We start from the raw sequence: 24,055 nt of genomic DNA, 5'->3' as shown, positions 1-24,055 counted from the left end.
TCTGGATGTGCCCGATATCGATGCGTCGTTCCTCGACCTTCCCCGTCACGAGCTTGCCGGTGCCGCGCTGCAGCGGGCCCGCGACCTCGGCGCGACCTACGCCGAGTTCCGCCTGGAGCGGATCAAGTCGGAGTGGATCTCGCTCCGCGACAGCGTGCTCGAGAGCGCGGCCGACGACGAGGACCTCGGCCTCGCGGTCCGCGTGATCCACGACGGGACCTGGGGGTTCGCCTCCGGCGTTGCGCTCACCGAGGACGAGGCGGTCCGGGTCGCCGAGCAGGCGGTCAACATGGCCCAGGTGTCGAGCGCGATCAACGCCGAGCCGATCGAGCTCGCCGACGAGCCCGTGTACGACGACGTGACCTGGACGTCGTCGTACGAGATCGACCCGTTCTCGGTGCCGCGGGCCGAGAAGATCGCGCTGCTCACCGACTACAGCGACCGGCTGCTGAACGCGGACGGCGTCGCGCACGTGAGCGTCCGGGTCGCGACGATCCACGAGTGCAAGTTCTACGCGAACACCGCGGGGACGTCGTACACCCAGCAACGCGTCCGGATCGGTCCGGACCTCACCGCGCACGCGGTCGCCGAGGACCGGTTCGACTCGATGTCGAGCCTGGCGCCGCCGGCCGGGCGCGGGTGGGAGTACATGACCGGCACCGGCTGGGACTGGGACGACGAGCTCGCGCAGATGCCCGGCTGGCTGGCCGAGAAGATGGCCGCGCCGACGGTCGAGGCCGGCACGTACGACCTGGTCATCGATCCGTCGAACCTCTGGCTGACCATCCACGAGTCGATCGGCCACGCCACCGAGCTGGACCGCGCGCTCGGCTACGAGGCCAACTACGCGGGCACCAGCTTCGCCACCACGGACAAGTTCGGCACGCTCAAGTACGGATCGCCGGTCATGCACGTCACCGGCGACCGCACCGCCGAGCACGGCCTCTCCACGGTCGGCTACGACGACGAGGGCGTCGCGGGCCAGCAGTGGGACCTGGTCAAGGACGGCATCCTCGTCGGCTACCAGGTCGACCGCCGCATGGCGAAGAAGAACGAGGACCTGCTCGGGACCCCACGCTCCAACGGCTGCGCGTACGCCGACTCCTCCGGCCACATCCCGATCCAGCGGATGGCCAACGTCTCGCTCCAGCCCGCGGCGGACGGTCCGTCGACCGCGGAGCTGATCAGCCAGGTGGAGAACGGGATCTATATCGTCGGCGACAAGTCCTGGTCGATCGACATGCAGCGGTACAACTTCCAGTTCACCGGCCAGCGGTTCTACAAGATCACCAACGGCAAGCTCGACGGCCAGCTCCGCGACGTCGCCTACCAGGCCACGACGACCGACTTCTGGGGCTCGATGGAGGCCGTCGGCGGCCCGCAGACGTACGTTCTCGGCGGCGCGCTGAACTGCGGCAAGGCCGAGCCGGCCCAGAGCGGCGCGGTCAGCCACGGCTGCCCGTCCGCGTTGTTCCGCAGTGTCCGCATTCTCAACACCACGCAGGAGGCCGGCCGGTGACGATTCAGCTCACGCCGCAGGACACGATCGAGCGGGGTCTCGCCCTGGCCGCGGCCGAAGGCGCGGACGGCTGCGTCGTGATCGTCGCCGAAACGTCCAGCACCAACCTGCGCTGGGCCAACAACACCCTGACCACCAACGGCGCGCTCCGCGGTTCCAACGTGACCGTGATCGCCACGGTCGGCGCCGGCGAGGGTACGGCGGCCGGCGTCGTCAGCCGCTCGTCCGCCACCGACGCGTCGCTGCAGCCCTTGGTGGCCGCGGCCGTCGCGACGGCCCGTACGGCGGGGCCCGCGGAGGACGCGCGTCCGCTGCTCGAGGGATCGGCCGGCGCCGACTGGGACCTCGAGCCCGAGGAGACCACGGTCGACGTCTACGCGTCCTTCGCACCCGCGCTCGGGGACACGTTGCGGAAGGCCGCCCGCGAGGACCGCCGGCTGTACGGATTCGCCGACCACGCCGTCGTCACGACGTACGTTGGTTCGTCCACCGGTCTGCGGCTGCGGCACGCGATCCCGCGGGGGTACGTGACCTCGACCGGCAAGACCGGCGACCTGACCCGCTCGGCCTGGGTCGGAGCGGCCACCCGCGACTTCACCGACGTCGACGCACACACTCTCGACGCGGAGCTCAACCGGCGCCTGGGCTGGGCCGCGCGGACCGTGCCGATGGACGCGGGCCGGTACCCGACGATCCTGCCGCCGGACGCGGTCGCCGACCTGGCGACGTACATGTTCTGGAACCTCGACGGTCGCGACTCCTTCGAGGGCCGGACGGTGTTCTCGAAGGCCGGCGGCGGGACGCGGCTCGGCGAGACGCTGACGCCGCATCCGGTGACGTTGCGGTCCGATCCGTTGCTGCCCGGCCTGGAGACCTCGCCGTTCGTGGTCGCGCAGACGTCGGGTGGGTCGTTCAGCGTGTTCGACAACGGGCTCACGCTCGGTGCGACGGACTGGATCCGCGGCGGGAAGCTCGAGCATCTGATGACGAGCCGTGCCACCGCGGACCTGATCGGCGCACCGGCTGCGACGCCGTACATCGAGAACTATGTGCTCTCGGTCGACGGCGCCTCCGGGTCGACGGACGAACTGGTCGCCGGGCTCGACCGCGGTCTGTTGCTGACCTGCTTGTGGTACATCCGGAGCGTCGATCCGCAGACGCTGCTGCTGACCGGGCTGACGCGCGACGGCGTGTACCTGGTGGAGAACGGCGAGGTGACCGGTGCCGTGAACAACTTCCGCTTCAACGAGAGCCCGGTCGACCTGCTCGCCCGGTTCAGCGCGGCCGGCGCGACCGTGCCGGCGTTCTCGCGGGAGTGGAGCGACGACTTCTCCCGGATCGCGGCGCCGCCGCTGCTGGTGCCGGACTTCAACATGTCGAGCGTCAGCCAGGCCAGCTGAAACGCAAGAACGCCCCCGCTCTGTGCGGGGGCGTTCTTGCGTTTCTTGCGGTGTCTTGCCGGTCTTGCGGTGTCTTGCCTGGTCAGACGGTCGGGTAACCCGGCTCGGCCGGTCCCGCCTGGCCCGGGCCGCCGAACCGCTCGGCCGCCTTCGGGTCGGGACCGTACTGGTTGTCACCGGCCCCACCCTCCTGGGCGGCGAACACGATCCAGACGATCCAGCCGACGCAGGGGATCAGGTTGATCAGGATCCACCAGCCGCTGCGGTTCGTGTCGTGCATGCGCCGCACACCGACGGCCAGCGACGGGATCAGCACCGCGAGGCTGTAGATCGTCGACAGCACACCGCTGCTGTTGTTCGGGCCGTAGTCCAGGCCGGCGATCCGGTCGATGATGCTGAGGATGATGGAGACGATCGCGCTGAAGAGCACGAACATCCAGTACTCCTTGCGCCGGGCCCGGCCGGCGAAGACGGCGTACTTCTTCAAGACGTCGAGGTACCACTGCATTGGTGTATCTCCGATGGTCGAAGGTGAGACGCGGACAGAGCCTGTCGGAACCGGTCGGGTTCGTCAATGCAACTTTTCGCTTTGGTGACCACACCGCAATCTCCCGCGCCTGTCGTCACCTTTTCGAGATCGGAGAACCTAGAGCCGGCTTCAGCTGTCCTTGGCCAGCGTGACGCGCCACATCCGGCGCGGACCTTCCTGGTACGGCGTGAGCTCGTCGAGCCGCCACTGGTCGGCGAGCTCGTTGACGAGCGCCTCGTCGAAGAACCGGCCGACGAACCCGTCGTGCTCGGACAGGCCGTCCGCGAGCCGGCGCCAGTGCTGCGAACACGGGTCATCGGTCGACCACACGGCGTACACGAAAACCCCACCAGGACACAGAACCCGGTGGATCTCGGCGACCAGCGACCGCAGCTCGGCCTGCGAGAACGCCATGTTCAGCAGGAGATTCGCGAACACCGCGTTCACGGTCGCGTCGGCCGGCGGCAGCGGGTCGCGGACGTCGTGCAGCGCGGCGGTGACGCGATCGTCCAGCCCTTCGCGCTGCGCCTCGTGCCGCAACTGGTCGAGCGCGGCGTCGCTGAAGTCGGTCGCGTGCACGCTGAATCCCTGCCTGGCAAGGAAAAGCGCGTCCCGGCCGTGGCCGGCGCCGAGCTCCAGCACGTCATCGATGCCCGCGGCACCGAACGCCTCGACCGCCCGATGCGCCGCGGCGGAAGGCTCCGCGCCGTGCAGCCGCGGCCGCTTCGCGTACGCCGCCTGCCAGCGTTCCTGCTGAGCTCGCGCGAGCTCGACGTGTCCAGTGTTCATGTTGCTCCCCGTGGTCGTCACGCCGATCTGGACGATCGGCAGACCGCAGCAGCCTACGTCAGAACTTTTGAGTAGACGTACTCAAGCGCAAAACCGTTCCGTCTCGGGACAGTGGAGAAGACCCGAGGAGAAGCCATGCCGACCACCCCCATCACCTGCCCGACCTGCCACACCCCACTGCTGGTCGCCATCGACCTCACCCCAACCCCACAGCCTTTTCCACAACCTCCCCACCCTGTGGACAACCCCCTCCCCTCCACACCCCCACCTGCCACCTCACCTGCCACCTCACCTGCCACCTCACCTGCGACCTCACCTGCCACCTCACCTGCCACCTCACCTGCCACCTCACCGCCTGCCACCTCACCGCCTGCCGCCACACCACCCGCCGCACCACCCGCCGCACCACCTGCTACCTCACCACCCGCCGCACCACCTGCTACCTCACCACCCGCTACCTCACCGCCCGCCGCCGCACCACCTGCGGCCTACCCATCACCTGTGGCCTACCCACCCGCGGCCGCCTACTCATCTGCTCCGTACGCACCTGCTGACCATCCGTCGGCTGGCTACCCGCCTGCTGCCTACCCACCTGCTTCGTACCCGCCGCCCCCACCACCTCGCGGCTACACCCCGGCACTACCTCGCCCCACCACTGCTTCTTCCACCCCAGTCCAGGGCCATCACGGACGTGCCCCTCAAGCCACCCCATCCGTCCCCGCCCCACCACCTCCCCCGCAGTACCCCACACACACCAAGCCGAAGCGCGAACGCCGCCGCCTCAGCCCCCAGGCCACCCTCCTCAGCCTCGGCGTACTCCTCCTCCTCGCCGCCGGCGTCACCTTCCTCGCCGTCAACTGGGACAGCCTCCCCGCCCTCGCCCAGGCCGGCATCATCGGCACCCTCGCCGCCCTCGCCTTCGCCGGCTCCATCCCCGCCGGCCGCCGCAACCTGACCGGCACCGCCGAGGCCCTCGCCATCCTCGGCACCGGCCTGCTGACCGTCGACCTGTACGGCGCCCGCGCGCTCGGCCTGATCTCGATCCCGAGCGACCTCACCTACACCGGCATCGTCTTCGGATCAGTTGCCGTGATCACCCTTCTGATGACCCGCCTGGCCCCGAAGGTCGTCACGTACGGCGTCACCACCGTCATCGCCGCCCAACTCCCGCTCCCGCTGATCCTGATCCACCGCACCAGCCTCCCGGTCATCCTCGCCGCCCTCCTGGCCCAGGTCGTCGCGACCCTCGTCCTCACCAGCCGAGGTACGCCGATCGTCCGCCGCACCGGCGCGATCACCGCCGCCGTCGTACTCCTCGGCATCCTCGTCACCGGCATGATCCGCACGCTGACCCGCGTGGTCGACTTCTACACGCTGACCGGCACGTACCTCGCGCGGACCGACCTGCCGTACACCATCGCCACCGCCGCAGTCACCTGCCTGGCCGCCGCCACCGGCATCGCCATCCTCCGCCGCCGACCTGGATGGATCCCGGTCAGCCTCGGCATCGGCATCTGCTCGTCAGCAGCCGCCTTCGCCGTCGCGACGACGGTCCTCCAACTCCCCGGCCCCCACCGCTGGTACGCAACCGCGCTGGCCACCGCGCTCGCCATCACCGCACTGATCGTCGCCCGCCGTACCGCGCTGATCCTGCACACAGCAGCAATCACCGTCACCGCCGTAGACCTCTTCTTCTGCCTGGCCCAGAGCGACATCCGCCAACTCGGCTACCTGACCGCAATCACCGCAGTACTGGCGATCGCCGCCGTTTACCGCAAAATCCTCGCCTCCACCCCCGCCATCTACACCGCCAGCCTCGGTGCCCAAACCACCGTCCTACTCTTCACCGCCGACCACTACATCCCCCACTACCCCGCCGCCATCGCCCTCGCCGTAATAGCCGCCATCGGCGTAGCAATAGCCTGCCGCTACATCGCAAACCCCCTGGAACAAACGCTCCTCGCCACAGCAACCACCGCCGCCATCCTGGCCGAAGTAATCGCAATCCTCACCACCACCGAAACCGCCACCGGAGTAGTCCTGACAATCACCGCCGCCCCCTTGGTTGCCTACGGCATGAACCCCCTAAGACGCCCAGCCCTACCTTTAGCCGCCTTCCTCCTCATAACCGCCAACACAACCTTCGCCCTGAGCACCGGCACCACCACCCTCGAGTGGTACACCATCCCGCCGGCCGCAATCCTCCTCGCCCTAGGAATCCTTGCCTGGCGCAACCAATCCAGCTGGATCTCCCTAGCCCCCGGCCTACTCCTGGGCCTGGCCCCCTCCACCCTGATAGCCAACACCTCCGACAACTGGCTCCGCCCCACCCTGGTAATCACCACCGCCGTCCTCCTCATCCTCATCGGAGTCCGCTACGCCCTCCAATCCCCCTTCCTCATCGGCGCCACCGCAATCCTCAAAATCACCCTCTGGCAACTCCTAGAAGTAGCCCCCCTCATCCCCCGCTGGATCACCCTCGCCACCGCCGGCCTAATCCTCCTGACAGTAGGCGCCACCTACGAACGCCGCCTAACCCAAGCCAAACAAGCCACCCGCTGGGTCAGCTCCCTGAAATGAATCAAATGCATGCTCCGCCCGACGACGCGCTGACAAGACCGCCGGACTAGCGCGGTTAACCGCATAATGGCCATGTTGACCTCGCTGTGCTGGGGGGCGCGCGCATGTCCGACTATTCGACCCAAGGACCAACCGAGGCGTCCTACCTGGTGCCCGTCTTCGAGTCCCTACGTCGATACGACGGCCTGACCGCGAAACATCTCCAATCAGCCCGCGCCGCCCAGCCCCTCCTCCGCCTCCCGGTGGTCCAGAACCAGGCCGTCCGCAGCGGCAACAAACCAGCAGAAGCCGCGGTCGAGGTGATCGTCGAGCAAATCCAACTCCTCGACTCGATCACCGACCGCATCATCGCCGACTCCATTCTCAAACTCGGCATCTATCTCGACCTCTACAAGCCGCCCGCCATCCCAAAACGCGCCATCCACGCCCTGCGAGACGGCGCACTAGGCGCTCGACGACGGGCACTCGTCGACCATTGGGAAGCCCTCCACCTGGCCCACGGCGCCCCACCCACTTCAGAACCTCCCGGTGAACACACCCTCCGCGGCAAAACAGAAAGCGAGGTCTTCGAACGCCTGGCCGCCCTGCTCCTGGACCCTCCGCGGGTCGTCGACCTGGTCGAGGCAGACTCGACCTCGGCCCCGACCTCAACCTCGACCTCAACCTCGGCTCCGACCTCGGCCCCGACCCGGAGCGCACCTGACGTCCAGCGCGCCACGAGCGGAAAGGTCGTGGTCATCGGCGGCGTCGCAATGGACCACATCTGGCGGACCAAGTCGATCCCTGACGTCGCGACCTCAGCCATGGCGATGAGTTACATCCGTTCCCCTGGCGGAAAGGGCTTCAGCCAGGCGGTCGCAGCGGCGCACCTCGATCTCGACGTCTCGCTCATCGCAGCCATCGCCGCCGACGACGCCGGTCAGGAGATCAGGTCGTCGCTGATGCGCGAGGGCGTCGACACCTCTCTCCTGAGGACGATCCCGAACCCGGGGCTCCGAACCCCGACAACCGGAATCCTCGAACTGCCCGCCGGCAACAGCTCTGCCGTGGTCTGGCGCGACGGTGTCGAGCTCGACAGCTCCACCATCGATCAACGCGCAACCGCGATCAGGTCGTGCAACGTACTGCTACTGACCTTCGAGATGCCGCAGTCCGTCCTGCGACACATCCTCAGCCTTGTCAATTCCAGCCCGAACCGGCCAGTCGTCATCGTGACTCCCGGCCAACCGTACGCCGACGGCCACCTCCTCAGCCCGGCCCTCAAACAAATCGACTACCTCGTCGCCCACCTGTGGGAGCTCGAGGGATTCGCACTGTCCGACGAGCCGAGATACGACCCGCAACTCCTCAGCGACGACCTGCTGAGCCTCGGCCTGCCCTCACTCTGCCTTTTGGTCGAGCGCGGAGGGACGGTCTACCAACGAGGCGAGGCGCAATCGATTCCAGACCCGAAATCGTCCCTCAGAGATTCCTCGATCACCCGCGACACCTTCTGCGCCGCCCTGGGCGCCCGTCTCATCGACCACACCTCACTGACACTCGCCGACATCCGCTGGGCTGCTGCCGCAATGGCGTGCTTCGCCGAGGCCTATCACCGGGCCCCTTCGCACCCGCGGCGCGACGCGGTCGACAAGAAGTACCGCGAACTCTTCCCAGACGCAGACTGACTTGCCAATTGGCATCGCACTTCGCCCAATTGGCAGCCGCCGCTGATCAGGCAGTCATCTGCACGTGCCAATGCCCGCCATTTGGTGGCAAAACTCGCCCCTGCCGATCTCAAATGCACGGGACGACCATGAGATCAGATGCCACAAGCATCGCCAGCGAGTCGACAGGACCCGAACCCCGAGCCCGTCGAACGCGCGAGATCAAGGATCGAGGGACACCATGGACGGCAACCAAGCACTCGCACTGCTGCTGATCTTCGCCTTCTCGTTCGCGATCGCCAAGAACTGGAGGAAGGTTCTCGTCTTCCTCGGCGCACTGGCAATGACGGCCGTCTGCTTCGGCGTGTACAGCATCGTCACCATGGTCGACAGCACCATCGCCCCCGGCCCCGTCGCCCCTACCACCACCGCCCCGAGCACCGCCGGCCCGAGGGACCTGAAAGCAGGCCCTCCCGTCGAAAAGCACCAGAAGACAACTCAACAGCGCTGACGAAGCGGCGCCGTGGTCACTCCGGCCACGGCGCCTGACCAAGGAGATGGCACGGACCGATGACCACAAGTAGCGACGAGCAGTCAACCGACATCCTGTTGCTCGCCAACGTCCTCGAAAAGCTCCGCACCCGTGCCGGCCTCACCGCCGACCGCCTTCGCCTGGACCGCACAGGTCTGGCGGCGCCGTTGCTGGACCTGGTCGCCGATGTCCCTGACACCGACCCGGTCGACGCCGCGCTGAGCCTGGTCGCCGACTGCGTCCTTGGCGAGCTGGGCGGCACCCACCGCATCGTCGCGGACGTGGTGCTCGCGCTCGAGCTGCACGACGACGCGCTCGCGGCTGCAGGCATCGACGATCGGATCATCCGCTCCCTGTATCGGTCAGCGCTCGGCCGTCGTCGTGAGACGCTGCTGAACAATTGGCACGCCCTCCACGCAGTCCTTGGCCAGGAGGCGACCGCCGCGCCGAGCGACCGAGCTCTTCGCGGTTCGCTCGAGCCCGCCGTACTGGGTGAGCTGGCCGGCCGGCTCGTACGCAGGGCCGGCTCGTTGACCCGCTCTGAGCATGCGATCGGAACCTCGCCGACCGGCCGAGTGGTCGTTGTCGGCGGCGCGGTCATGGACGCGAGGTTCCACATCGCAGCCCTTCCCGCTCCGGAGACCTCGACCGAGGCGTACGGATTCGATCTCTTACCTGGAGGCAAGGCGCTGACGCAGGCGGTCGCCGCCGCGCGCCTCGGGTTGAAGACCTCGCTGATCGCTGCGGTCACGGACGATCCGTTCGGTGAGGAGATCATGCAGCATCTCGAAAACGAGGGTGTCGATACCTCGCTGGTCAAGCGCGTACGCGGCCGCCACGCCCCGTTCACCGGCATCCTCGAGCGCGAACTGGGCGACAGCATCGCGGTCAGTTGGCGCAATCAGGGTGAAGTGGTCATCGAGGCCAAGGACATCGACGAGCGGTACGACGACCTGGTCGCGTGCGATGCGCTGCTGATGACCTTCGAGGTACCGCGTGAGGTCATGCAGCACACGCTTGCCCTGGTCCGCAGCAACCCCGTCAGCCGGCCGCTGGTCATCGTGACGCCGGGTCAGCCTTACGTCGACGAGAAGATCTCCCGGGATGCGTTTCCGCGGATCGACTACCTGGTCGCCAATCCCTGGGAGCTCGGCTCCTTCGCGCCGCAGGGACTCAGTCCATTCGACCCGGACCCTGTCGCCAGAAGTCTGCTGGCATTCGGTCTGGAGACGCTCTGCCTCTTGGTCAACGGCGGTTGCACCGTCTACTCCAGAGCGTCCGACCAGCCGGTCAGCGTGCCGAGCATCCCGTCGATCTACAAGGAGGCGTCGGCGTCCCGAGATGCCTTTTGCGCAGCGCTCGCTGCCCGCCTCATCGACAACGAGCGGAAGTTCACCGACGGCGTTGCGCGCTGGGCGGCGGCCGCGATGTCCTGTGCGGCCATGGACTATCCATTGCCTAATCCCTTACCGGACCGGCAGCGTATCGATGACTTGCTCGCCCGAACGCACCTCGCTGTCAGCGACCCAACCGATCTGACAGCGTCAGGTGGTCAGATCAGTCAGCGGCGGAGCAGGCGGTAGTCATCTGGTGCGACATGTTCGGTCACGCCGCGCAGCCGGCAGCAGAAGATCACCGAGTTGAGCAGACGGACGCGGCTCTGTTCGAAACGATGAGACCGATTCGCCGCACCGAGCTCGGCCAGGTTGGCGCCACCGAAGCGGGTCCGGAGCTGACGAGGGCTCGCGTAGAGGCCGTCGACGTACAGGTAGGGCCGTGCCGTGATCGACATCCACTGCCGCCAGTTTGCGGACCGATAACTGGCTCCGGTGAAGCCAAGATTCGGATCGACCGCCGTCGTAAGGACCTGCGCGCTCGGTAGCTCCTGCCGGATCGCCTGGCGCACCTTGGCCAGCAGGCACGAGATCGCATTCGGCGGCGCGACGTCGAACGAGTAGACGCGCGAGACGTCGTACGCAGCTCCAAGGGGTACGCCGAACTGCTTCTGCAACTGGCGACCGACGCGCATCCACTCCAATGGCGAGACACTGCACAAGGTCACGGGACGACCGCTCAAGGGATCGACCAACGCAAAGTTGACCGACCCGGCACGAGCACTCCGAAGGTAGTGAAGGCGCCCGAAGACCTCGTCCGCAACATCGTTCTTGAGCCGAACGAAACGAAGGTCGCTGAGCGGGAACTCGTCGCGCGGAATCAGCGCGTCAACACTGCGCAAATCGTCCCGAAGCCGATCCGCGGTGCGATGCAACTCGTCGGCAACATCTCGCCGGGAGACACGGCCGTCCGGCCGAACCAGCAGCGGCAGATGTAAAAGACCGCGCACACTCAAGGCCCGGGTGGGGACCTGGTGTTTCATCGCTGCGTTGGCCAGCAGAGAGACGAACTCGGGAGCCTGACTCCGGCACTCGTCTAGTGAAAGCGCGCGTGCCTGAACCGGGGGGCAGGCGAATGAACGGATCGGAGGCGCAGGAACAGGCGCCGAGTCGAGGAGTCCGAGGCCGGCCGGGTAATGGGCCTCGGGGATAGTACTGGACAAACGAACAATCTCCTGTCTGACCGCCGACAGTCTGCTCGGCACGCGTCGAGCAGACCTGACCGACTAGAACCGCGCCTACGCGGCGCCGTACTGAATGGCGCCGGCTCCGAACGCGCCGGACACTCGCTGGTGGATGGTCAGCGATCGGAACCAGGGAGCCATTCGCGTCAGATAGAAGCTGCGAACTGCCTTGCGCCAAGCCGGGCTCGTGGCCCGCTTGAGAATTTGGTACCGCGGCCAGACGGCATCGCTCCGTAGCTCCTTGAAGCGTCTCCGGCTGACGGCCTTGTACTCGATAGACCGCTCGGTGAGGTCTTCGTAGTACTCACAGAGCACCGCACGGTCTCTGAGTTTCTCGAATCGGCTGAACTGATCGAACTGGACGAACGTCAGGTCGATGACTAATCGCCGCGCCGACGACTCGCGTCCGATCTCGATCCAGCAATGAGACGCCGCGATCTCATCGCTACCACTGAACAAGACATCACCGAAGCAATAGCGCGCGTTGCGCCGGGCTGGCCAGGCGAGCCTGTGCAGGAGCCACGCCGAACTGACGCCGCACTGCCCGACTGAATCAGGCTGGCCCGCCACCCGCGGTGTTTTCGGGTGCCTGGTCTCGTCTGTCCAGGCAGCGGTCAGGACGCCGTGGTACTTGTCGAGTCTCCGCTGCAGACGGCGGAGACGCCGACCCGGAGCGGTCAGCCGTGCCGCTGACCGATCGCTCGGCTGGGTGGACGGAATGCCCTTGTACGAAGCTGGGGCCGGCAATTCAATTTCGGCAGCAGACGGCGCTACCGCAGCGAGACAGTCAAGCATTAGACCGTTGACTCCATCCGGGCGGTCATCAAACCGACGCCTGACAGACTAGATCGAAGGTCGCCCTGCGTGTCAACTCAGCCACTCTGCGTGGCGAGGTCCGGACGGGGTTCATCGCGCCATTTCATCGGCTCGCAGCTCGACTTGGCAAGACTTCGCTGGTTCCGGGTGTCTCCAGGTGGAGCGGATTCTGGATGGTGCCGGCTGCGGGGATGGGTGGGCGGGTGTCGAGGTCGGTGTAGCCGAGGGTCAGGCGGTAGGTGTTCAGGGGGTAGCGGAGGAAGGTGGGGGCGGTGAAGGCGGTGGCTGCTAGGCGGGTTGCGTGTTGGGGGTGGGTTTGGGTGTAGAGGTCTATCTCGGCGCGGGCCAGGGACCAGAAGGTTTGTTCGGGGATGAGGCTCTGGGCGGCTAGGGGGTTTAGGACGCCTAGGAGGAGGGCGTCTACTACGTACTGGCGGAGGATGGGCCAGGGCTTGCGTGGGAGGACTCTGGTGTGGGAGTCGGGTTCTTTGCCTCGGGCGTCTATTGGGTCGGTGGAGATGTTGATGTCGTCGACCAGGTCCTTGATGACAAGGCGGTGGGGGATGCCGGCGGGGGTGCAGATGATGGCTAGGTTTTCGCCGTGGGGATTTACGGTGATGCCGTAGTTGTGGAGTAGGTGGAGTAGCGGGCGGAGGAGGGTGGCCAGTAGGGCAGCCAGCCAGTCGCTGGGGTCGGCTCCGGAGCGGGTGATGAGGGCTTGGGGGAAGCCGGGGTGGAGGACGGCGGCTAGGGGCCAGATGGATTCGCCTTCTTGGAGGCGGCGGTCTGTTGGGTCTCGGTAGATGACGCCTAGGGTTTCGGTCCACTGGTAGGGGATGCGGGGCGTTGTTGAGAGTTGGGGGTGGGGGACGGTTACTGAGGCGACTTCGCCTAGGAGTTCGGTGCCTAGGGTGGTGAAGACTTTGTCTCGGGACCAGAGGCCGCGTAGCCATTGGGTGAGCATGGGGGCGGCGAGGGTGCAGTGGGTGGGGAGGCCTCGGTAGACGCTGGTGTTGAGGATTTTCAGGGGGAGTTTTACCTGGTAGCGCGTCGGGTTTGAGATGTTGACCATGGTGCGGATGGATTGGGTACGGAGGTACTCGTCGGGGGACTCGCCCAGGATGACGATTTCGCCGGTGGCTAGTTCTCTGGACCATTGGGTGCGGATTACGTGGTCCAGTTGCCAGGGGTGGCAGGGGAGCCAGACGTAGCTGTCGGGGTCGTCGAGTTTGGCACGGAAGGACTCGATGGTGTCTGGGTCAAGTTCGCGGTGGATGACGGCGTGTTCGGAGAGGTCTGGGGTGGCTCGGAACTCCGCCAAGCCGCGGCGTACGGCTAGCCAGGTCAGGTGGACGGGGCGACGGGCTTCGGGGGCGTAGCGCTCCGAGTCGGAGGCGGAGAAGCCTAGGCGGCCTTTGTTGGCTACCAGGAGGGGGTGGCCGGTTAGGTGGCCCTCGAGGTGGGTGTGGTGGAGGTCTAAGAGGTCTTCTGCTGGGATGGCGGTTTCTGCCATGCGTACGTCGGCTGCGAGGGTGTTGGTGAGCTCCGCGACGTAGCCGGCGATGGTGGAGCCGTCGAGGTTCAGTACGTCGGCTGCTTCGACGAAGAACTGGATCGGGTCAGTAGCCACCTCGCTCTCGTCGTTGCCGAGGATGCCGGAGGTCGTACGGCGGATGGAGTCTGGGTCGACCCGCCAACTGTCGAAGCCACCTCGCGTCGCCTCGAAGGTGTAGGACACCCCGCCGAACTGCAGTCGGTACTCAACCGGCCGTGGCGAGGCCGGGGTCGGGTTGGTCTGGGCCGGACGAGCGGGGCTAGGCGGAGCCGAAGTCGGTGTGGTGGTGGGGGGCGAGCTGGGCCCGAGCTCGCCCTCAACCGGCCGCGGCGAGCCTGGGGTTGGGTTGGTCTGGGCCGGATGAGTGGCTGGGTTGGGCGTTGGTGGAGCCTGTACGGCTGGGTGGAGGAGGCCTTCGGTGGAGAACTGGCTGATCAGTTTGGCGAGGAGTGCTGAGGAGCACTTTGTCCAGTGGGGGTTCATCTGGGGGTGGTGAAGGTTGTGAAGGCGGTGGTTTTCGGGAGGGGGTAGAGCTCGCGGTTCGTGATGGTGTTGAGGATTGTGGCGTTGCGGGGGGCGGTTAGGCCTAGGTCGGGGGCGGCTACGCCGTGGGTGTGGAGGTCGGCGTTGGCTACGAAGATTCGGTTGGTGAGGGCGGGGGTGGTGGCGACGCTGTGGTTTCGGTTGATGGTCCAGCGGCCGGCGGTGTCGTGGTGGATCTGGGGTTCCAGGGAGGACATGAAGGGGACTGGGCGGTTGCGGTAGCCGGTGGCGGCTATGACTATGTCGGTGGTGTGGTGGAAGGTGCGGCCGGTGTCGGCGTGGAGCATGGTCAGGTTGACGCCGTCACGCCCAGACGAGGCGGACGTTACGGCTACGCCTACCTGCAGGTCGGCTGGGGCAGCGGTTAGGTCTCGGGTGTAGAGCTCGTCGTGGATGGCCTCGAGGGTTTCTGAGGAGATGCCCTTGTAGTGGCGCCATTGGTCTTTGACCAGTTTGTCTCGGACCGGCTCGTCGAGGGCGTGGAAGTAGTCGACGTACGACGGGGTGGTCATCTCCAGGACCAGCTTGGAGTAGTCCAGCGGGGTGAACGCTGCGGTGCGGGTCAGCCAGGAGACGGCCGGGCCGTTGGCGCGGAGGAGGTCCAGAGTGCATTCGGCGCCTGACTGGCCGGAGCCGAGGACGGTGACGTGGCCGGCGGTAAGGAGGTCCGGACGACGGAAGAGGTAGTCCGCGGAGTGCAGGAAGCGATCCGAAGGGAGGTCGCTCAGGGCTGCGGGTACATGCGGTTCAGTGCCGACGCCGAGGACCAGATGGCGAGTCTCGAAGGTTTCGACGGTGTCTCCACGCTCAACGGTGAGTGAGAAGGCAGAGCCGTCCCACGTGACCTCCCTGACGTGGTGGCCGAAGTGGAGCGAGTCCAGTTGGGCTGCGCACCAGCGCAGGTAGGTCTCGTACTCCTGTCGCGTCGGGTGGAACTTCTCCCGGACGTAGAACTGGTAGAGCCGGTCGTTGTCCTTCAAGAACGAGAGAAACGACAGGTGGTGCGCCGGCTCGACCAGTGAGACCAGGTCGGCCAGGAACGACACCTGCAGCATGGCGTCGGAGAACATCAGGCCGCGGTGCCAGGTGAACTCGGGCCGGCTGTCCAGGACGGCCAGCTGTACGTCGTCCACGCCGTCGGCCAGTGCGGCCAGGCCGAGGTTGAACGGGCCACACCCGATAGCGATCACGTCATACATCTGAGGCCTCCCGAACCATCAGTACTGCGGTCTTGTCAGGCAGCCGCAGCTCCCCGCGTTCTTCGAAGCCCGCCGCGCGGAACGCACGGATGGACGGGCTGTTGGTGACGTCCGGCTCGGCCACGACCCGCTGACAGGCCGAGTCTGCAGCCAGCAAAGCGTCTGCCAGCGCGCGGAGCAGTCGGCGGCCGAGTCCACGTCCCACGCGAGTGAGGTCGCCGATGGCGACATGCACTCCCCAGTCGTGGTCGTCGTAGGCGTAGTGCTCCGCCAGTCGGTCAAGCCGGACCCGGTACAGCTCGACGTAGCCGAAGTCCTCGGCCTCGACCGCGACGACGCACGGCACGGAGTGCTCCCCCGCTGCCTGCTGCTCGATCTCTTGCGCCCAGCGCGCTACGGACCAGTCCTGCTGCCACCAGCGTTGGATGTGCGGCTGTGACATCCACTGCGCGATCCGTGCCGCGTCCGCCGTACCAGCCGGCCGCAGGTCGAAGCTGTGCGACAGGTGGAGCAGCGGGCTGCTGTCACACCTCACCGGACGCGCAGTGGGTTGGAGATGTCGAGGTACACCGACTGGGCGTCCAGTGGAGCCACTACCTCGTCAATGCCGCGCAGGCGGGTCAACATGTTCGCCTTGCAGGGCAGTGTCTCCGCTTCGAGCCACCGACGGGCCAGCCGATCGCCGGACGGTCCGGCGGCCTTCAGCAACGGCAGTGCGAGGGTCAAGCGCTCACGCACCACCTCGAGCAGCGACACCTCATCCGCGACGCCGTCCACAGCGAGACAACCGACCACAGCGAGCGCTTGGTTGTGCAGCAGGTAGTACGTGAGCCGGTCATCGACGATGGCATCGTCCACGACCGCCAGCGTCGAGTCACGCAGCCCGGTGACCGCCAGCAGACCCCGCAGGTACGACGAAGCCAGGTAGTACCCCTGATTGTCGCGATAGGCCCCGCCCCTGATACGTCCGGCCCCGTCCAGCCGGACCAGGGTGTTCTGCTGATGCGCCTCGAGCCCGATACCGGTTTCGGCGTACAGGTGCAGCATCGGGATCAACACGTTGTCGATGTACGCCGCTACCCACGCGGCTGGATCGTCGGCGGCATATGTACTCAATCGGCTCATCCCATCGGGACGTGGCGCGACTAGACCGGCCAAACATTGATAACTGTTGACGTCAATAGGTACTTCCCGTACAGCAACGTCAAGTCCCGTCAATGTTGATCCACTCTCGTCAAGAGCAACCCAGGCCGGGTCGCGAACGATGGAGAACCGTGGATGAGCAGTTGCCGTCCCTGCGTTGTACGCCGCATCCAGCAACCGGTTGATCTCGAGACCGCGCCGCAGCTCGGTCGCCGTCGACTCCCGCCGCGAGTTCGTGATCCGCAGCCCGAGCGAGAGCTTCAGCATCACCGGTAGGTCCGGGTGGAAGACGGTTCGCAGACTCGACGTGGGGTACCACTCCGCACCGGAAGGACCAAGCGCCTTCACCCGACCGTCAGCGATCAACGAAGCCACCCGCGGTCGCGACAGCAGCGATGCCGCCTGCCACGGATGGGCCGGGATCAGCACCCGCTCCGCCGACGGAGTGATACCGGCCAGCGCGCCCATCAGCTGCAGAGCGTCCAGTCCCTGCAGCGAGGGCGCGCCGGCCACCTGGTCCGACGACACCAGCTCGGCGTCGGCCTCGAACCAGTGCACCGCGAAACGGCCTCCGAGCTCCGGTGAGTACGCCGCCAACTCGTCGCCGCTCAGCCCGTCGCGGCTCTTCGGGGCCGGGTGGTTGAGGTGTCCGAGCAGCAACGCCTGCTCGGTCTCGAGGAACCGACCCGGGCCACGCTCGCCGTCAGCGGCTTCCAGGAAGTGGGAAACGTTGCGCACCGACTCAGCAGTTCGCGCGACGAGATCGTCGACCTCCGCCGGGTCTGCGCCGGCGGACAGCACCCGAACGAGTTCCTCCGGAGCCGGTGGAGCACCGTCAACAAGCACGTGACTGAATTGGTGCAGACCCGTTCGGGAGGCGTGCTCGACCTCGGCGGTGACGGTCGAGCTGCCGGCCTGGAAAGTCAGTGATCCAAGGGAGACGGGCACCATCGACTCACGCGTGTAGCACCGCAGGATCGCGTTCAGATGAGCATCTTCCGAAGTCACGCTGCTCCCTCACCCGTCTCCGTCAGGACATCGAGGGCGGTGGCCACGACCTGGTCCAGCAGATCCTCGATGTCGGTTGCGGTGGCGTTCGGGTTCAGCAGCGTCAGCTTCAACGCGACCGCCGCCGGACGGCCACCTCGGGCCGGGACCTTGGTCCGGCCGATCAGCACCCGCCCGGACGTCAGCAACCGACGCCGGACCTCCCCCTGCAACGCGTCCAGCTCGGCCGGCGGCAGGTCCCTCACGTCCCGCCCGTCCTGCAGGTTCCGCCGGTCCCGCCCGTCCCGCACGTCCTGCAGATCCCGCCCGTCCAGCACGTCTTGCAGATCCCGCCCGTCCAGCACGTCTTGCAGGTCCTGCCCGTCCGGCAGGTCCTGCAAGTCCCGCAGGTCCCGCCCGTCCGGCACGTCCCGCAGGTCCCGCCGGTCCGGCACGTCCTGCAGGTCCGGGAGGCCCTGCCGCACGATCCGGAACAGGACCGTGGTCAGCGTTACCGGGGCCAGTAGTTCGAGGTTGCTGTCGGCGACGATTCGGGCCGCGGCGGCGTGGGCGAGCTCGTGGCAGGTGTCCAGCATCGTGCCCAGCCCCGCCCGCCCGTACGCCGTCAGCGTGGTCGCAACCTTGACCGCATCCGGCCGCCGCGTCGTCTGCAAGCTGCGGCCGAGCAGCCCGTCCAGGCCGGAGTCGATGTCGTCAGCCGGATTCAGGTAGTCCACCGAACGGTCGAAGGCGGAGAACCGCTTCCGGTCGGCGACCAGCAGCACACTGGTCGCCGCCGGCTGCCAGCCGATCTTGTGCAGGTCGAGCGTCACCGAGTCGGCCAGCGAGACCTCAGCAAGCAGCGGAGCCAGCCGGTCGGAGAACAACGCCCCGAACCCGTACGCCGCATCCACATGCAGCCAAACGCCATGAGCACGGGCCAGCGCCGCGATCGGCGCGATCGGGTCGATCGATCCGAAGTCCGTCGTACCGGCGGTGGCGACCACCGCGACCGGCGTACGCCCCGGGACCGCCAGCTCCGCCTCCAACACGTCGATCCGCAGCCGGAAGTCCTCGTCGGACGGGATCGTGACCACAGCCTGCTCCCCAAGACCCAGCGCGGCACAGGCCCGTTGCACGGAGAAGTGCGCGAGCTCGGAGCAGAACACCACCGGCCGCAGCAAACCCTGCACACCATCACGCCGTACGTCGATCCCCGCAGCCGCCGCCGCGCTGTCCCGGGCGATCAGCACCGCGAGCAGGTTGGAGATGGAGCCACCGGGCGTCAGCACACCATCGGCGGACGGACCAAACCCCGCAAGCCCGGCCAGCGCCTTCACCACCCACTGCTCGATCGCCAGCGTCGCCGGACCCGAGTCGTAGGTGTCCATCGACGCATTGCTGGCCGACGCCAGCGCGTCAGCGTCCACCGCGACCTGCAGCACCGGCGGTTGCAGGTGCGCAGCCGCGTGCGGGTGGCTGAGGTCGATTCCATTCACCGAGAGCAGCCCGGCGATCAGGTCGAGCGCGGCGGACTCCCCCACGCCGGTCGACGGCACTCGCGGCTCCCCCAGGACCTCCGCCGTACGCCGCAGCACCGCTCCCGGCGTGCCGTGCGGCAACGGTCCACGCTCACGGTCCGCGACCGTCGAGGCCAGCGGCCAGCGGGCGGCGAACGGATCGCGAACGGGTGCGGGCAGCGCGGTCAGACGCGCGGGCTGCGACATCCAGATCTCCCGGGAAGTTGTCGAGTAAGGCAACCCTTACTAAGGCAGCCCTAACCTTTGCCCGGTGTACTCACCGTGTCAACTCAGCCACGGGTTCGAGTGGCGATCCTCACGTGCCGTACGGCGTCCGCGTCAGGATGAAGGTCGCCACGTCGAGATGAGAGATGGTGTCGCCGTTCCGGACGACGTGCAGCTTTTCGCCGGCCAGGTAGCCGTCCCGACCGACGTACAGGTCAGGGCCCAGCGGAGAGAGCCGCCCACCGAGACCGCCGCTCAGCTGGAGGATGCCGCCGACAACCGAGATGGTGAGGGGCGTGTTGCCCCAGTACCAGTGGCCCAGCAACTCCTCACCCTGCGCCAGCGCGGGCTCGGGGACCCACTCCTGCGCGACCGGCGGTTCGTAGCGGGTCAGGATGCGGAGGAGGTCGGGGGCGAGCGAAGCGACTCGACCGTACGTCGCATTGCCCAGCGTCACCGCGCCGACGCGGCGGACGCGGTCGACGAACAGGCCGGCAAGGAAACCAGGCATCGAGCCGGTGTGGCCGATGAGGAGGTGCGGGTCGTCCGCGATCAGGCGGAGGCCGAGGCCGTACGACGCGGTCAGGCCCTCCCGCGGGTCCGCAGCGGACGGCGTCGCCATCTCCTCGACCGTGTCGCGGCTGAGCACCTCCTGCAGCGGGTCGATCCAGAACGCCGCGAGCCGCGCCAGGTCCTCGATCGTGCTCCACAGCTGGCCCGCCGGAGCCATCGCGCCGGAGTCGTACGCAGGCTCCGCGACGAGGCGGCCGCTGAACGGATGGACGGAGAAGCCCTCAGCCGCGGCGCCGGTCGGGAAGTACGACGTACGCCGCATCTCGAGCGGGTCGAGGATCCGCTCCTGCACGAGCTCCAGCCAGGACGAGCCGCGCAGCCGGGCGACGATCTCGCCCAGCAGGCCGTACCCGAGGTTGGAGTAGTGGTGGCGCCGGTCGGCCGGTCCGACCGCCTGCGAGTCGTGCATCGCCGCAGTCAGCTCGTCGAAGCTGATCCCCGGGTTCCGCTCCCACCACGGGCCGACGGGCTCCGCGTTCATCCCGCCGCTGTGCGCCAGCAGGTGCCGGATCGTCCGGTCCCCGAGCGCGATCCCCGGCAGATGCTTGCCCATAGCATCATTCAGCGACAGCAGCCCGGCGTCCCGGCACTGCATCACCAGCACCGCCGTCAGCGTCTTGGTGATCGACCCGATCCGGTACTGCACATCCGGACCGGGCGCCGCACCGTCCGCCGTAGCAAACCGTCCGCGCGCCCCCGTCCACACCAGGGCGCCGTCCCGGAGCACCCCCGCACTGACCGAAGGCAACCGAGCCTCACTCTGCGCCACCGCAACCTCGGCGAACAGAGCAGCGGCAGTGTCAGGTCGTACGGACGTCACGCCAGGCCTCCGGCAGTCAGATGCTCAAAGCGCCATCGTATTTCCTACTCGAACGCCTCCGGGGCGGGGCAGGAGCAGATCAGGTTCCGGTCGCCGTACGCGCCGTCGATCCGGCGGACCGGAGGCCAGTACTTCGAGGCCCGGTCCACCGAGCGCGGGAAGGCGGCCTCCTCGCGGGTGTAGGCGTGCTCCCACTTGTCGTTGATCACCGACTCGGCCGTGTGGGGAGCGTTGACCAGCGGGTTGTCGGCGGCCGGCCACTCCCCCGCCGCGACCCGGTCGATCTCGTGCCGGATGGCGATCATCGCGTCGCAGAAGCGGTCCAGCTCGCCCAGGTCCTCGGACTCGGTCGGCTCGACCATCAGCGTGCCCGCGACCGGGAACGACATCGTCGGCGCGTGGAAGCCGTAGTCGATCAGCCGCTTCGCGACGTCGTCGACGCTGATCCCGGTCTCCTTCGTCATCGGCCGCAGGTCCAGGATGCACTCGTGCGCGACCAGGCCATTCTCGCCGGCGTAGAGCACCGGGAAGGCGCCCTCGAGCCGCTTCGCCACGTAGTTCGCCGTCAGTACGGCGGCCTTGGTCGCATCCGTCAGACCGGAAGCGCCCATCATCCGCATGTACGCCCACGAGATCGCCAGCACACCCGCGGACCCGAACGGCGCCGCGCTGATCGGCCCGACGCCCGACTCCGGGCCGGCCTGGTCGAGCAGCGGGTGGTTCGGCAGGTACGGCGCCAGGTGCGCGGCGACCGCGACCGGACCGACACCCGGACCGCCACCGCCGTGCGGGATGCAGAACGTCTTGTGCAGGTTCAGGTGCGAGACGTCGCCGCCGAACTCACCCGGCTTCGCCAGCCCGAGCAGCGCGTTCAGGTTCGCGCCGTCGACGTACACCTGGCCGCCGTGGTCGTGGACGATCCGGCAGACCTCGCGGACGCTCTCCTCGTACACGCCGTGCGTCGACGGGTACGTGATCATGATCGCGGCCAGCGCGGACGCGTGCTCGGCGGCCTTCGCGCGCAGGTCGTCGAGGTCGATCGTGCCGTCCTCGTTGCCCTTGACAACGACCACCTTCATGCCGGCCATCACCGCGGACGCCGCGTTGGTCCCGTGCGCGCTCGCCGGGATCAGGCAGACCTTCCGGTCGAGGGCACCCTGCGCGTGGTGGTACCCGCGGATCGCGAGCAGCCCGGCCAGCTCACCCTGGGAGCCCGCGTTCGGCTGGATCGAGACCTTCGCGTACCCCGTGACCTCGGCCAGCCAGCGCTCCAGTTGCCCGATCAGCTTCACGTACCCGGCCGCGTCCTCGACCGGCGCGAACGGGTGCATGTCGGCGAACTCCGGCCAGGTGACCGGCTCCATCTCGGTGGTCGCGTTCAGCTTCATCGTGCAGGATCCGAGCGGGATCATGCCGCGGTCCAGCGCGTAGTCCTTGTCGGACAGCTTGCGCAGGTACCGCAGCATCGCCGTCTCCGACCGGTGCGTGTTGAACACCGGGTGCGTCAGGTACTCCGTCGTCCGCTCCACCGCGATCGCCGGAGCGCCGAGCGTGTCGTCGTACTGCACGCCGAAGGACTGGGCGACCCGGGTCAGCGTCGCGACATCGGTCTTCTCGTCGCAGGAGATGCCGACGTGGTCCGCGTCGACGAGCCGCAGCCAGATCCCGTTCTGCCGGGCGGCGTCGACGACGTCGGCGGCGCGGCCGGGGACGCGGGCGAGCACGGTGTCGAAGAAGTCGTCGTGCACGACCTCGACGCCACCGGAGCGCAGCGACGCGGCCAGCTTGCCGGCGTAGTCGTGCACGCGCTCCGCGATCGACCGCAGGCCGTCAGGCCCGTGGTAGACGGCGTACATCGAGGCGACGACGGCCAGCAGGACCTGCGCCGTACAGATGTTGGAGGTCGCCTTCTCGCGGCGGATGTGCTGCTCACGCGTCTGCAGCGCGAGCCGGTACGCCGGGGCGCCGTCGGAGTCGACCGAGACGCCGACGAGGCGACCGGGCAACTGCCGCTCGAGCCCGTCGCGCACGGACATGAACCCAGCGTGCGGGCCACCGTAGAACAGCGGTACGCCGAAGCGCTGCGAGGAGCCGATGACGATGTCGGCGCCGGCCTCGCCCGGTGCCTCGAGCACCGTCAGCGCGAGCAGGTCGGAGGCGACGGCAACCAACGTGTCGCGCTCGTGCGCAGCGTCGATCAGCGGCTTCAACGATCGGACAACGCCGCCGGAGCCCGGGTACTGCACCAGGAGACCGAAGAAGTCACCCTCAGGCAGACCGTCGGTCGTGTCCGCGACGACAACCTCGATACCGAGCGCTTGGGCGCGGGTCTGGACGACCGCGATCGTCTGCGCGAAGCAGTCCGCGTCGACCAGGAAGCGGTCGGACTTGCTCTTCTTGTTCGACCGGTGCGCCAGCGTCATCGCCTCGGCGGCCGCGGTCGCCTCGTCGAGCAGCGACGCGTTGGCGGTCGGCAGGCCGGTCAGGTCGGAGACGACGGTCTGGAAGTTCAGCAGGGCCTCGAGCCGGCCCTGGGAGATCTCCGGCTGGTACGGCGTGTACGCGGTGTACCAGGCCGGGTTCTCGACCAGGCGGCGGACGATGACGGACGGCGTGAAGGTGCCGTAGTACCCCTGGCCGATCATCGAGGTGGCGACGTTGTTCCGCGCGGCGAGCTGGCGGAGCTCGGTGAGCGCGTCCACCTCGGAGGCCGGCTCGGGCAGCCGGAGCGCCTCGGCCGAGCGGATCGAGGCCGGGACCGCGGCGTCCACGAGCGCGTCGACGTCGTCGTACCCGAGGAGCTGGACCATCCGGGTGATCTCGTCCGGGCGCGGTCCGATGTGCCGGTCGGCGAACGTCGCCGAAAGCTGCGGTGTGTTGTTCATCTAGAGGCTCCGTGTGCTGGCAAGTGCTTCCGGTCGCCTCCCCCTCTGTCACATGAGCATGCTCCAGAGTCGCCTGTCACGCTCGGTCCGTGGGCCTGAGAGGTTCCGGGGAGGAATTGCCCCTTCGGCGCCCGGTGAACGGGTCTCTCCCGAGTGCGGTGTACGGCTGACGTCGAGGCTACCAGGAATCTCCGAGCAGTTCGGGCAGCATCCGCT

Annotated in this window: 17 protein-coding genes and 1 riboswitch; of the genes, 6 read left to right on the top strand and 11 right to left on the bottom strand. The window is 67.6% G+C overall.

From position 1 onward, the window contains the following. The first annotated feature begins 7 nt into the window (after nucleotides 1-7). Both AB0E69_RS18430 and AB0E69_RS18425 read left to right on the top strand, forming a co-directional pair. A complete protein-coding gene (locus AB0E69_RS18430; protein WP_360146724.1) occupies nucleotides 8-1,519 on the top strand; it encodes a TldD/PmbA family protein in 1,512 nt (503 codons plus the stop codon). Beyond that, the gene (locus tag AB0E69_RS18425; RefSeq protein ID WP_360146721.1) at nucleotides 1,516-2,919 is read left to right on the top strand and encodes a metallopeptidase TldD-related protein; all 1,404 of its coding nucleotides are present in this window, start codon (nucleotides 1,516-1,518) and stop codon (nucleotides 2,917-2,919) included. Before AB0E69_RS18430 ends, AB0E69_RS18425 begins: the two co-directional genes overlap by 4 nt. An 82-nt stretch (nucleotides 2,920-3,001) precedes the next feature. Here AB0E69_RS18425 and AB0E69_RS18420 read toward each other — a convergent pair whose 3' ends face one another. Both AB0E69_RS18420 and AB0E69_RS18415 read right to left on the bottom strand, forming a co-directional pair. Beyond that, nucleotides 3,002-3,427, bottom strand: coding sequence for a DUF805 domain-containing protein (locus tag AB0E69_RS18420; protein WP_360146718.1), 426 nt, complete (start codon nucleotides 3,425-3,427; stop codon nucleotides 3,002-3,004). A gap of 150 nt (nucleotides 3,428-3,577) precedes the next feature. Further along, nucleotides 3,578-4,237: a class I SAM-dependent methyltransferase gene (locus AB0E69_RS18415; RefSeq protein WP_360146715.1), complete on the bottom strand. Its 660-nt coding sequence runs from the start codon at nucleotides 4,235-4,237 to the stop codon at nucleotides 3,578-3,580. Between the two features lie 501 nt (nucleotides 4,238-4,738). On the opposite strand from AB0E69_RS18415, the gene AB0E69_RS18410 reads away from it, so the two are divergent. The 4 genes from AB0E69_RS18410 to AB0E69_RS18395 all read left to right on the top strand — a co-directional run bounded on the left by AB0E69_RS18410 (nucleotide 4,739) and on the right by AB0E69_RS18395 (nucleotide 10,578). Then, nucleotides 4,739-6,817, top strand: coding sequence for a DUF2157 domain-containing protein (locus AB0E69_RS18410; protein WP_360146712.1), 2,079 nt, complete (start codon nucleotides 4,739-4,741; stop codon nucleotides 6,815-6,817). Nucleotides 6,818-6,921: 104 nt separating this feature from the next. Then, the gene (locus AB0E69_RS18405; protein WP_360146709.1) at nucleotides 6,922-8,484 is read left to right on the top strand and encodes a PfkB family carbohydrate kinase; all 1,563 of its coding nucleotides are present in this window, start codon (nucleotides 6,922-6,924) and stop codon (nucleotides 8,482-8,484) included. A 220-nt stretch (nucleotides 8,485-8,704) separates the two neighbouring features. Further along, nucleotides 8,705-8,974 (top strand): hypothetical protein, encoded by a 270-nt coding sequence (locus tag AB0E69_RS18400; protein WP_360146706.1) that lies wholly within the window; start codon nucleotides 8,705-8,707, stop codon nucleotides 8,972-8,974. 59 nt (nucleotides 8,975-9,033) lie between these two features. After that, nucleotides 9,034-10,578 (top strand): PfkB family carbohydrate kinase, encoded by a 1,545-nt coding sequence (locus tag AB0E69_RS18395; protein WP_360146703.1) that lies wholly within the window; start codon nucleotides 9,034-9,036, stop codon nucleotides 10,576-10,578. Here the strand turns inward: AB0E69_RS18395 and AB0E69_RS18390 are convergent. The 9 genes from AB0E69_RS18390 to gcvP form a co-directional block, all read right to left on the bottom strand. Next, nucleotides 10,557-11,372 (bottom strand): hypothetical protein, encoded by an 816-nt coding sequence (locus AB0E69_RS18390; RefSeq protein WP_360146700.1) that lies wholly within the window; start codon nucleotides 11,370-11,372, stop codon nucleotides 10,557-10,559. The genes AB0E69_RS18395 and AB0E69_RS18390 overlap by 22 nt on opposite strands. A gap of 255 nt (nucleotides 11,373-11,627) precedes the next feature. Next, a complete protein-coding gene (locus tag AB0E69_RS18385) occupies nucleotides 11,628-12,143 on the bottom strand; it encodes a hypothetical protein (RefSeq protein WP_360146697.1) in 516 nt (171 codons plus the stop codon). Between the two features lie 349 nt (nucleotides 12,144-12,492). After that, nucleotides 12,493-14,127, bottom strand: a complete 1,635-nt coding sequence (locus AB0E69_RS18380) for an IucA/IucC family protein (protein WP_360146694.1) — start codon at nucleotides 14,125-14,127, stop codon at nucleotides 12,493-12,495. 296 nt (nucleotides 14,128-14,423) lie between these two features. Next, complete coding sequence (locus AB0E69_RS18375) at nucleotides 14,424-15,686, bottom strand: SidA/IucD/PvdA family monooxygenase (protein WP_360146692.1); 1,263 nt, start codon at nucleotides 15,684-15,686, stop codon at nucleotides 14,424-14,426. Continuing rightward, nucleotides 15,679-16,221, bottom strand: a complete 543-nt coding sequence (locus AB0E69_RS18370; protein ID WP_360146689.1) for a GNAT family N-acetyltransferase — start codon at nucleotides 16,219-16,221, stop codon at nucleotides 15,679-15,681. Before AB0E69_RS18370 ends, AB0E69_RS18375 begins: the two co-directional genes overlap by 8 nt. Continuing rightward, nucleotides 16,218-17,837, bottom strand: a complete 1,620-nt coding sequence (locus tag AB0E69_RS18365) for an IucA/IucC family protein (protein WP_360146686.1) — start codon at nucleotides 17,835-17,837, stop codon at nucleotides 16,218-16,220. The genes AB0E69_RS18370 and AB0E69_RS18365 overlap by 4 nt, the downstream gene beginning before the upstream one ends. Continuing rightward, nucleotides 17,834-19,543, bottom strand: coding sequence for a pyridoxal-dependent decarboxylase (locus tag AB0E69_RS18360; RefSeq protein ID WP_360146683.1), 1,710 nt, complete (start codon nucleotides 19,541-19,543; stop codon nucleotides 17,834-17,836). Before AB0E69_RS18360 ends, AB0E69_RS18365 begins: the two co-directional genes overlap by 4 nt. Before the next feature lie 109 nt (nucleotides 19,544-19,652). Continuing rightward, nucleotides 19,653-20,954 carry a serine hydrolase domain-containing protein gene (locus AB0E69_RS18355; RefSeq protein ID WP_360146680.1) on the bottom strand — a complete coding sequence of 434 codons (1,302 nt, stop codon included), beginning with the start codon at nucleotides 20,952-20,954 and terminating at the stop codon, nucleotides 19,653-19,655. 44 nt (nucleotides 20,955-20,998) lie between these two features. Continuing rightward, a complete protein-coding gene (gene gcvP / locus AB0E69_RS18350; RefSeq protein WP_360146677.1) occupies nucleotides 20,999-23,839 on the bottom strand; it encodes an aminomethyl-transferring glycine dehydrogenase in 2,841 nt (946 codons plus the stop codon). Nucleotides 23,840-23,912: 73 nt separating this feature from the next. Further along, nucleotides 23,913-24,001, bottom strand: a riboswitch (glycine riboswitch). Between the last annotated feature and the right edge of the window lie 54 nt (nucleotides 24,002-24,055).

It is taken from the genome of Kribbella sp. NPDC026611 (assembly GCF_040638345.1).
GTDB lineage: Bacteria > Actinomycetota > Actinomycetes > Propionibacteriales > Kribbellaceae > Kribbella.
The sequence above is the reverse complement of the archived record's forward strand: the minus strand, read 5'-3'. Positions and strand labels throughout refer to the sequence as shown.

What these genes read in the sequence shown, in the direction of transcription:
- AB0E69_RS18415 (WP_360146715.1), bottom strand. Translation starts at nt 4,237, where the DNA reads ATGAACACTGGACACGTCGAGCTCGCGCGAGCTCAGCAGGAACGCTGG.
- AB0E69_RS18375 (WP_360146692.1), bottom strand. Translation starts at nt 15,686, where the DNA reads ATGTATGACGTGATCGCTATCGGGTGTGGCCCGTTCAACCTCGGCCTG.
- AB0E69_RS18390 (WP_360146700.1), bottom strand. Translation starts at nt 11,372, where the DNA reads ATGAAACACCAGGTCCCCACCCGGGCCTTGAGTGTGCGCGGTCTTTTA.
- AB0E69_RS18395 (WP_360146703.1), top strand. Translation starts at nt 9,034, where the DNA reads ATGACCACAAGTAGCGACGAGCAGTCAACCGACATCCTGTTGCTCGCC.
- AB0E69_RS18400 (WP_360146706.1), top strand. Translation starts at nt 8,705, where the DNA reads ATGGACGGCAACCAAGCACTCGCACTGCTGCTGATCTTCGCCTTCTCG.
- AB0E69_RS18360 (WP_360146683.1), bottom strand. Translation starts at nt 19,543, where the DNA reads ATGTCGCAGCCCGCGCGTCTGACCGCGCTGCCCGCACCCGTTCGCGAT.
- AB0E69_RS18420 (WP_360146718.1), bottom strand. Translation starts at nt 3,427, where the DNA reads ATGCAGTGGTACCTCGACGTCTTGAAGAAGTACGCCGTCTTCGCCGGC.
- gcvP (WP_360146677.1), bottom strand. Translation starts at nt 23,839, where the DNA reads ATGAACAACACACCGCAGCTTTCGGCGACGTTCGCCGACCGGCACATC.
- AB0E69_RS18405 (WP_360146709.1), top strand. Translation starts at nt 6,922, where the DNA reads ATGTCCGACTATTCGACCCAAGGACCAACCGAGGCGTCCTACCTGGTG.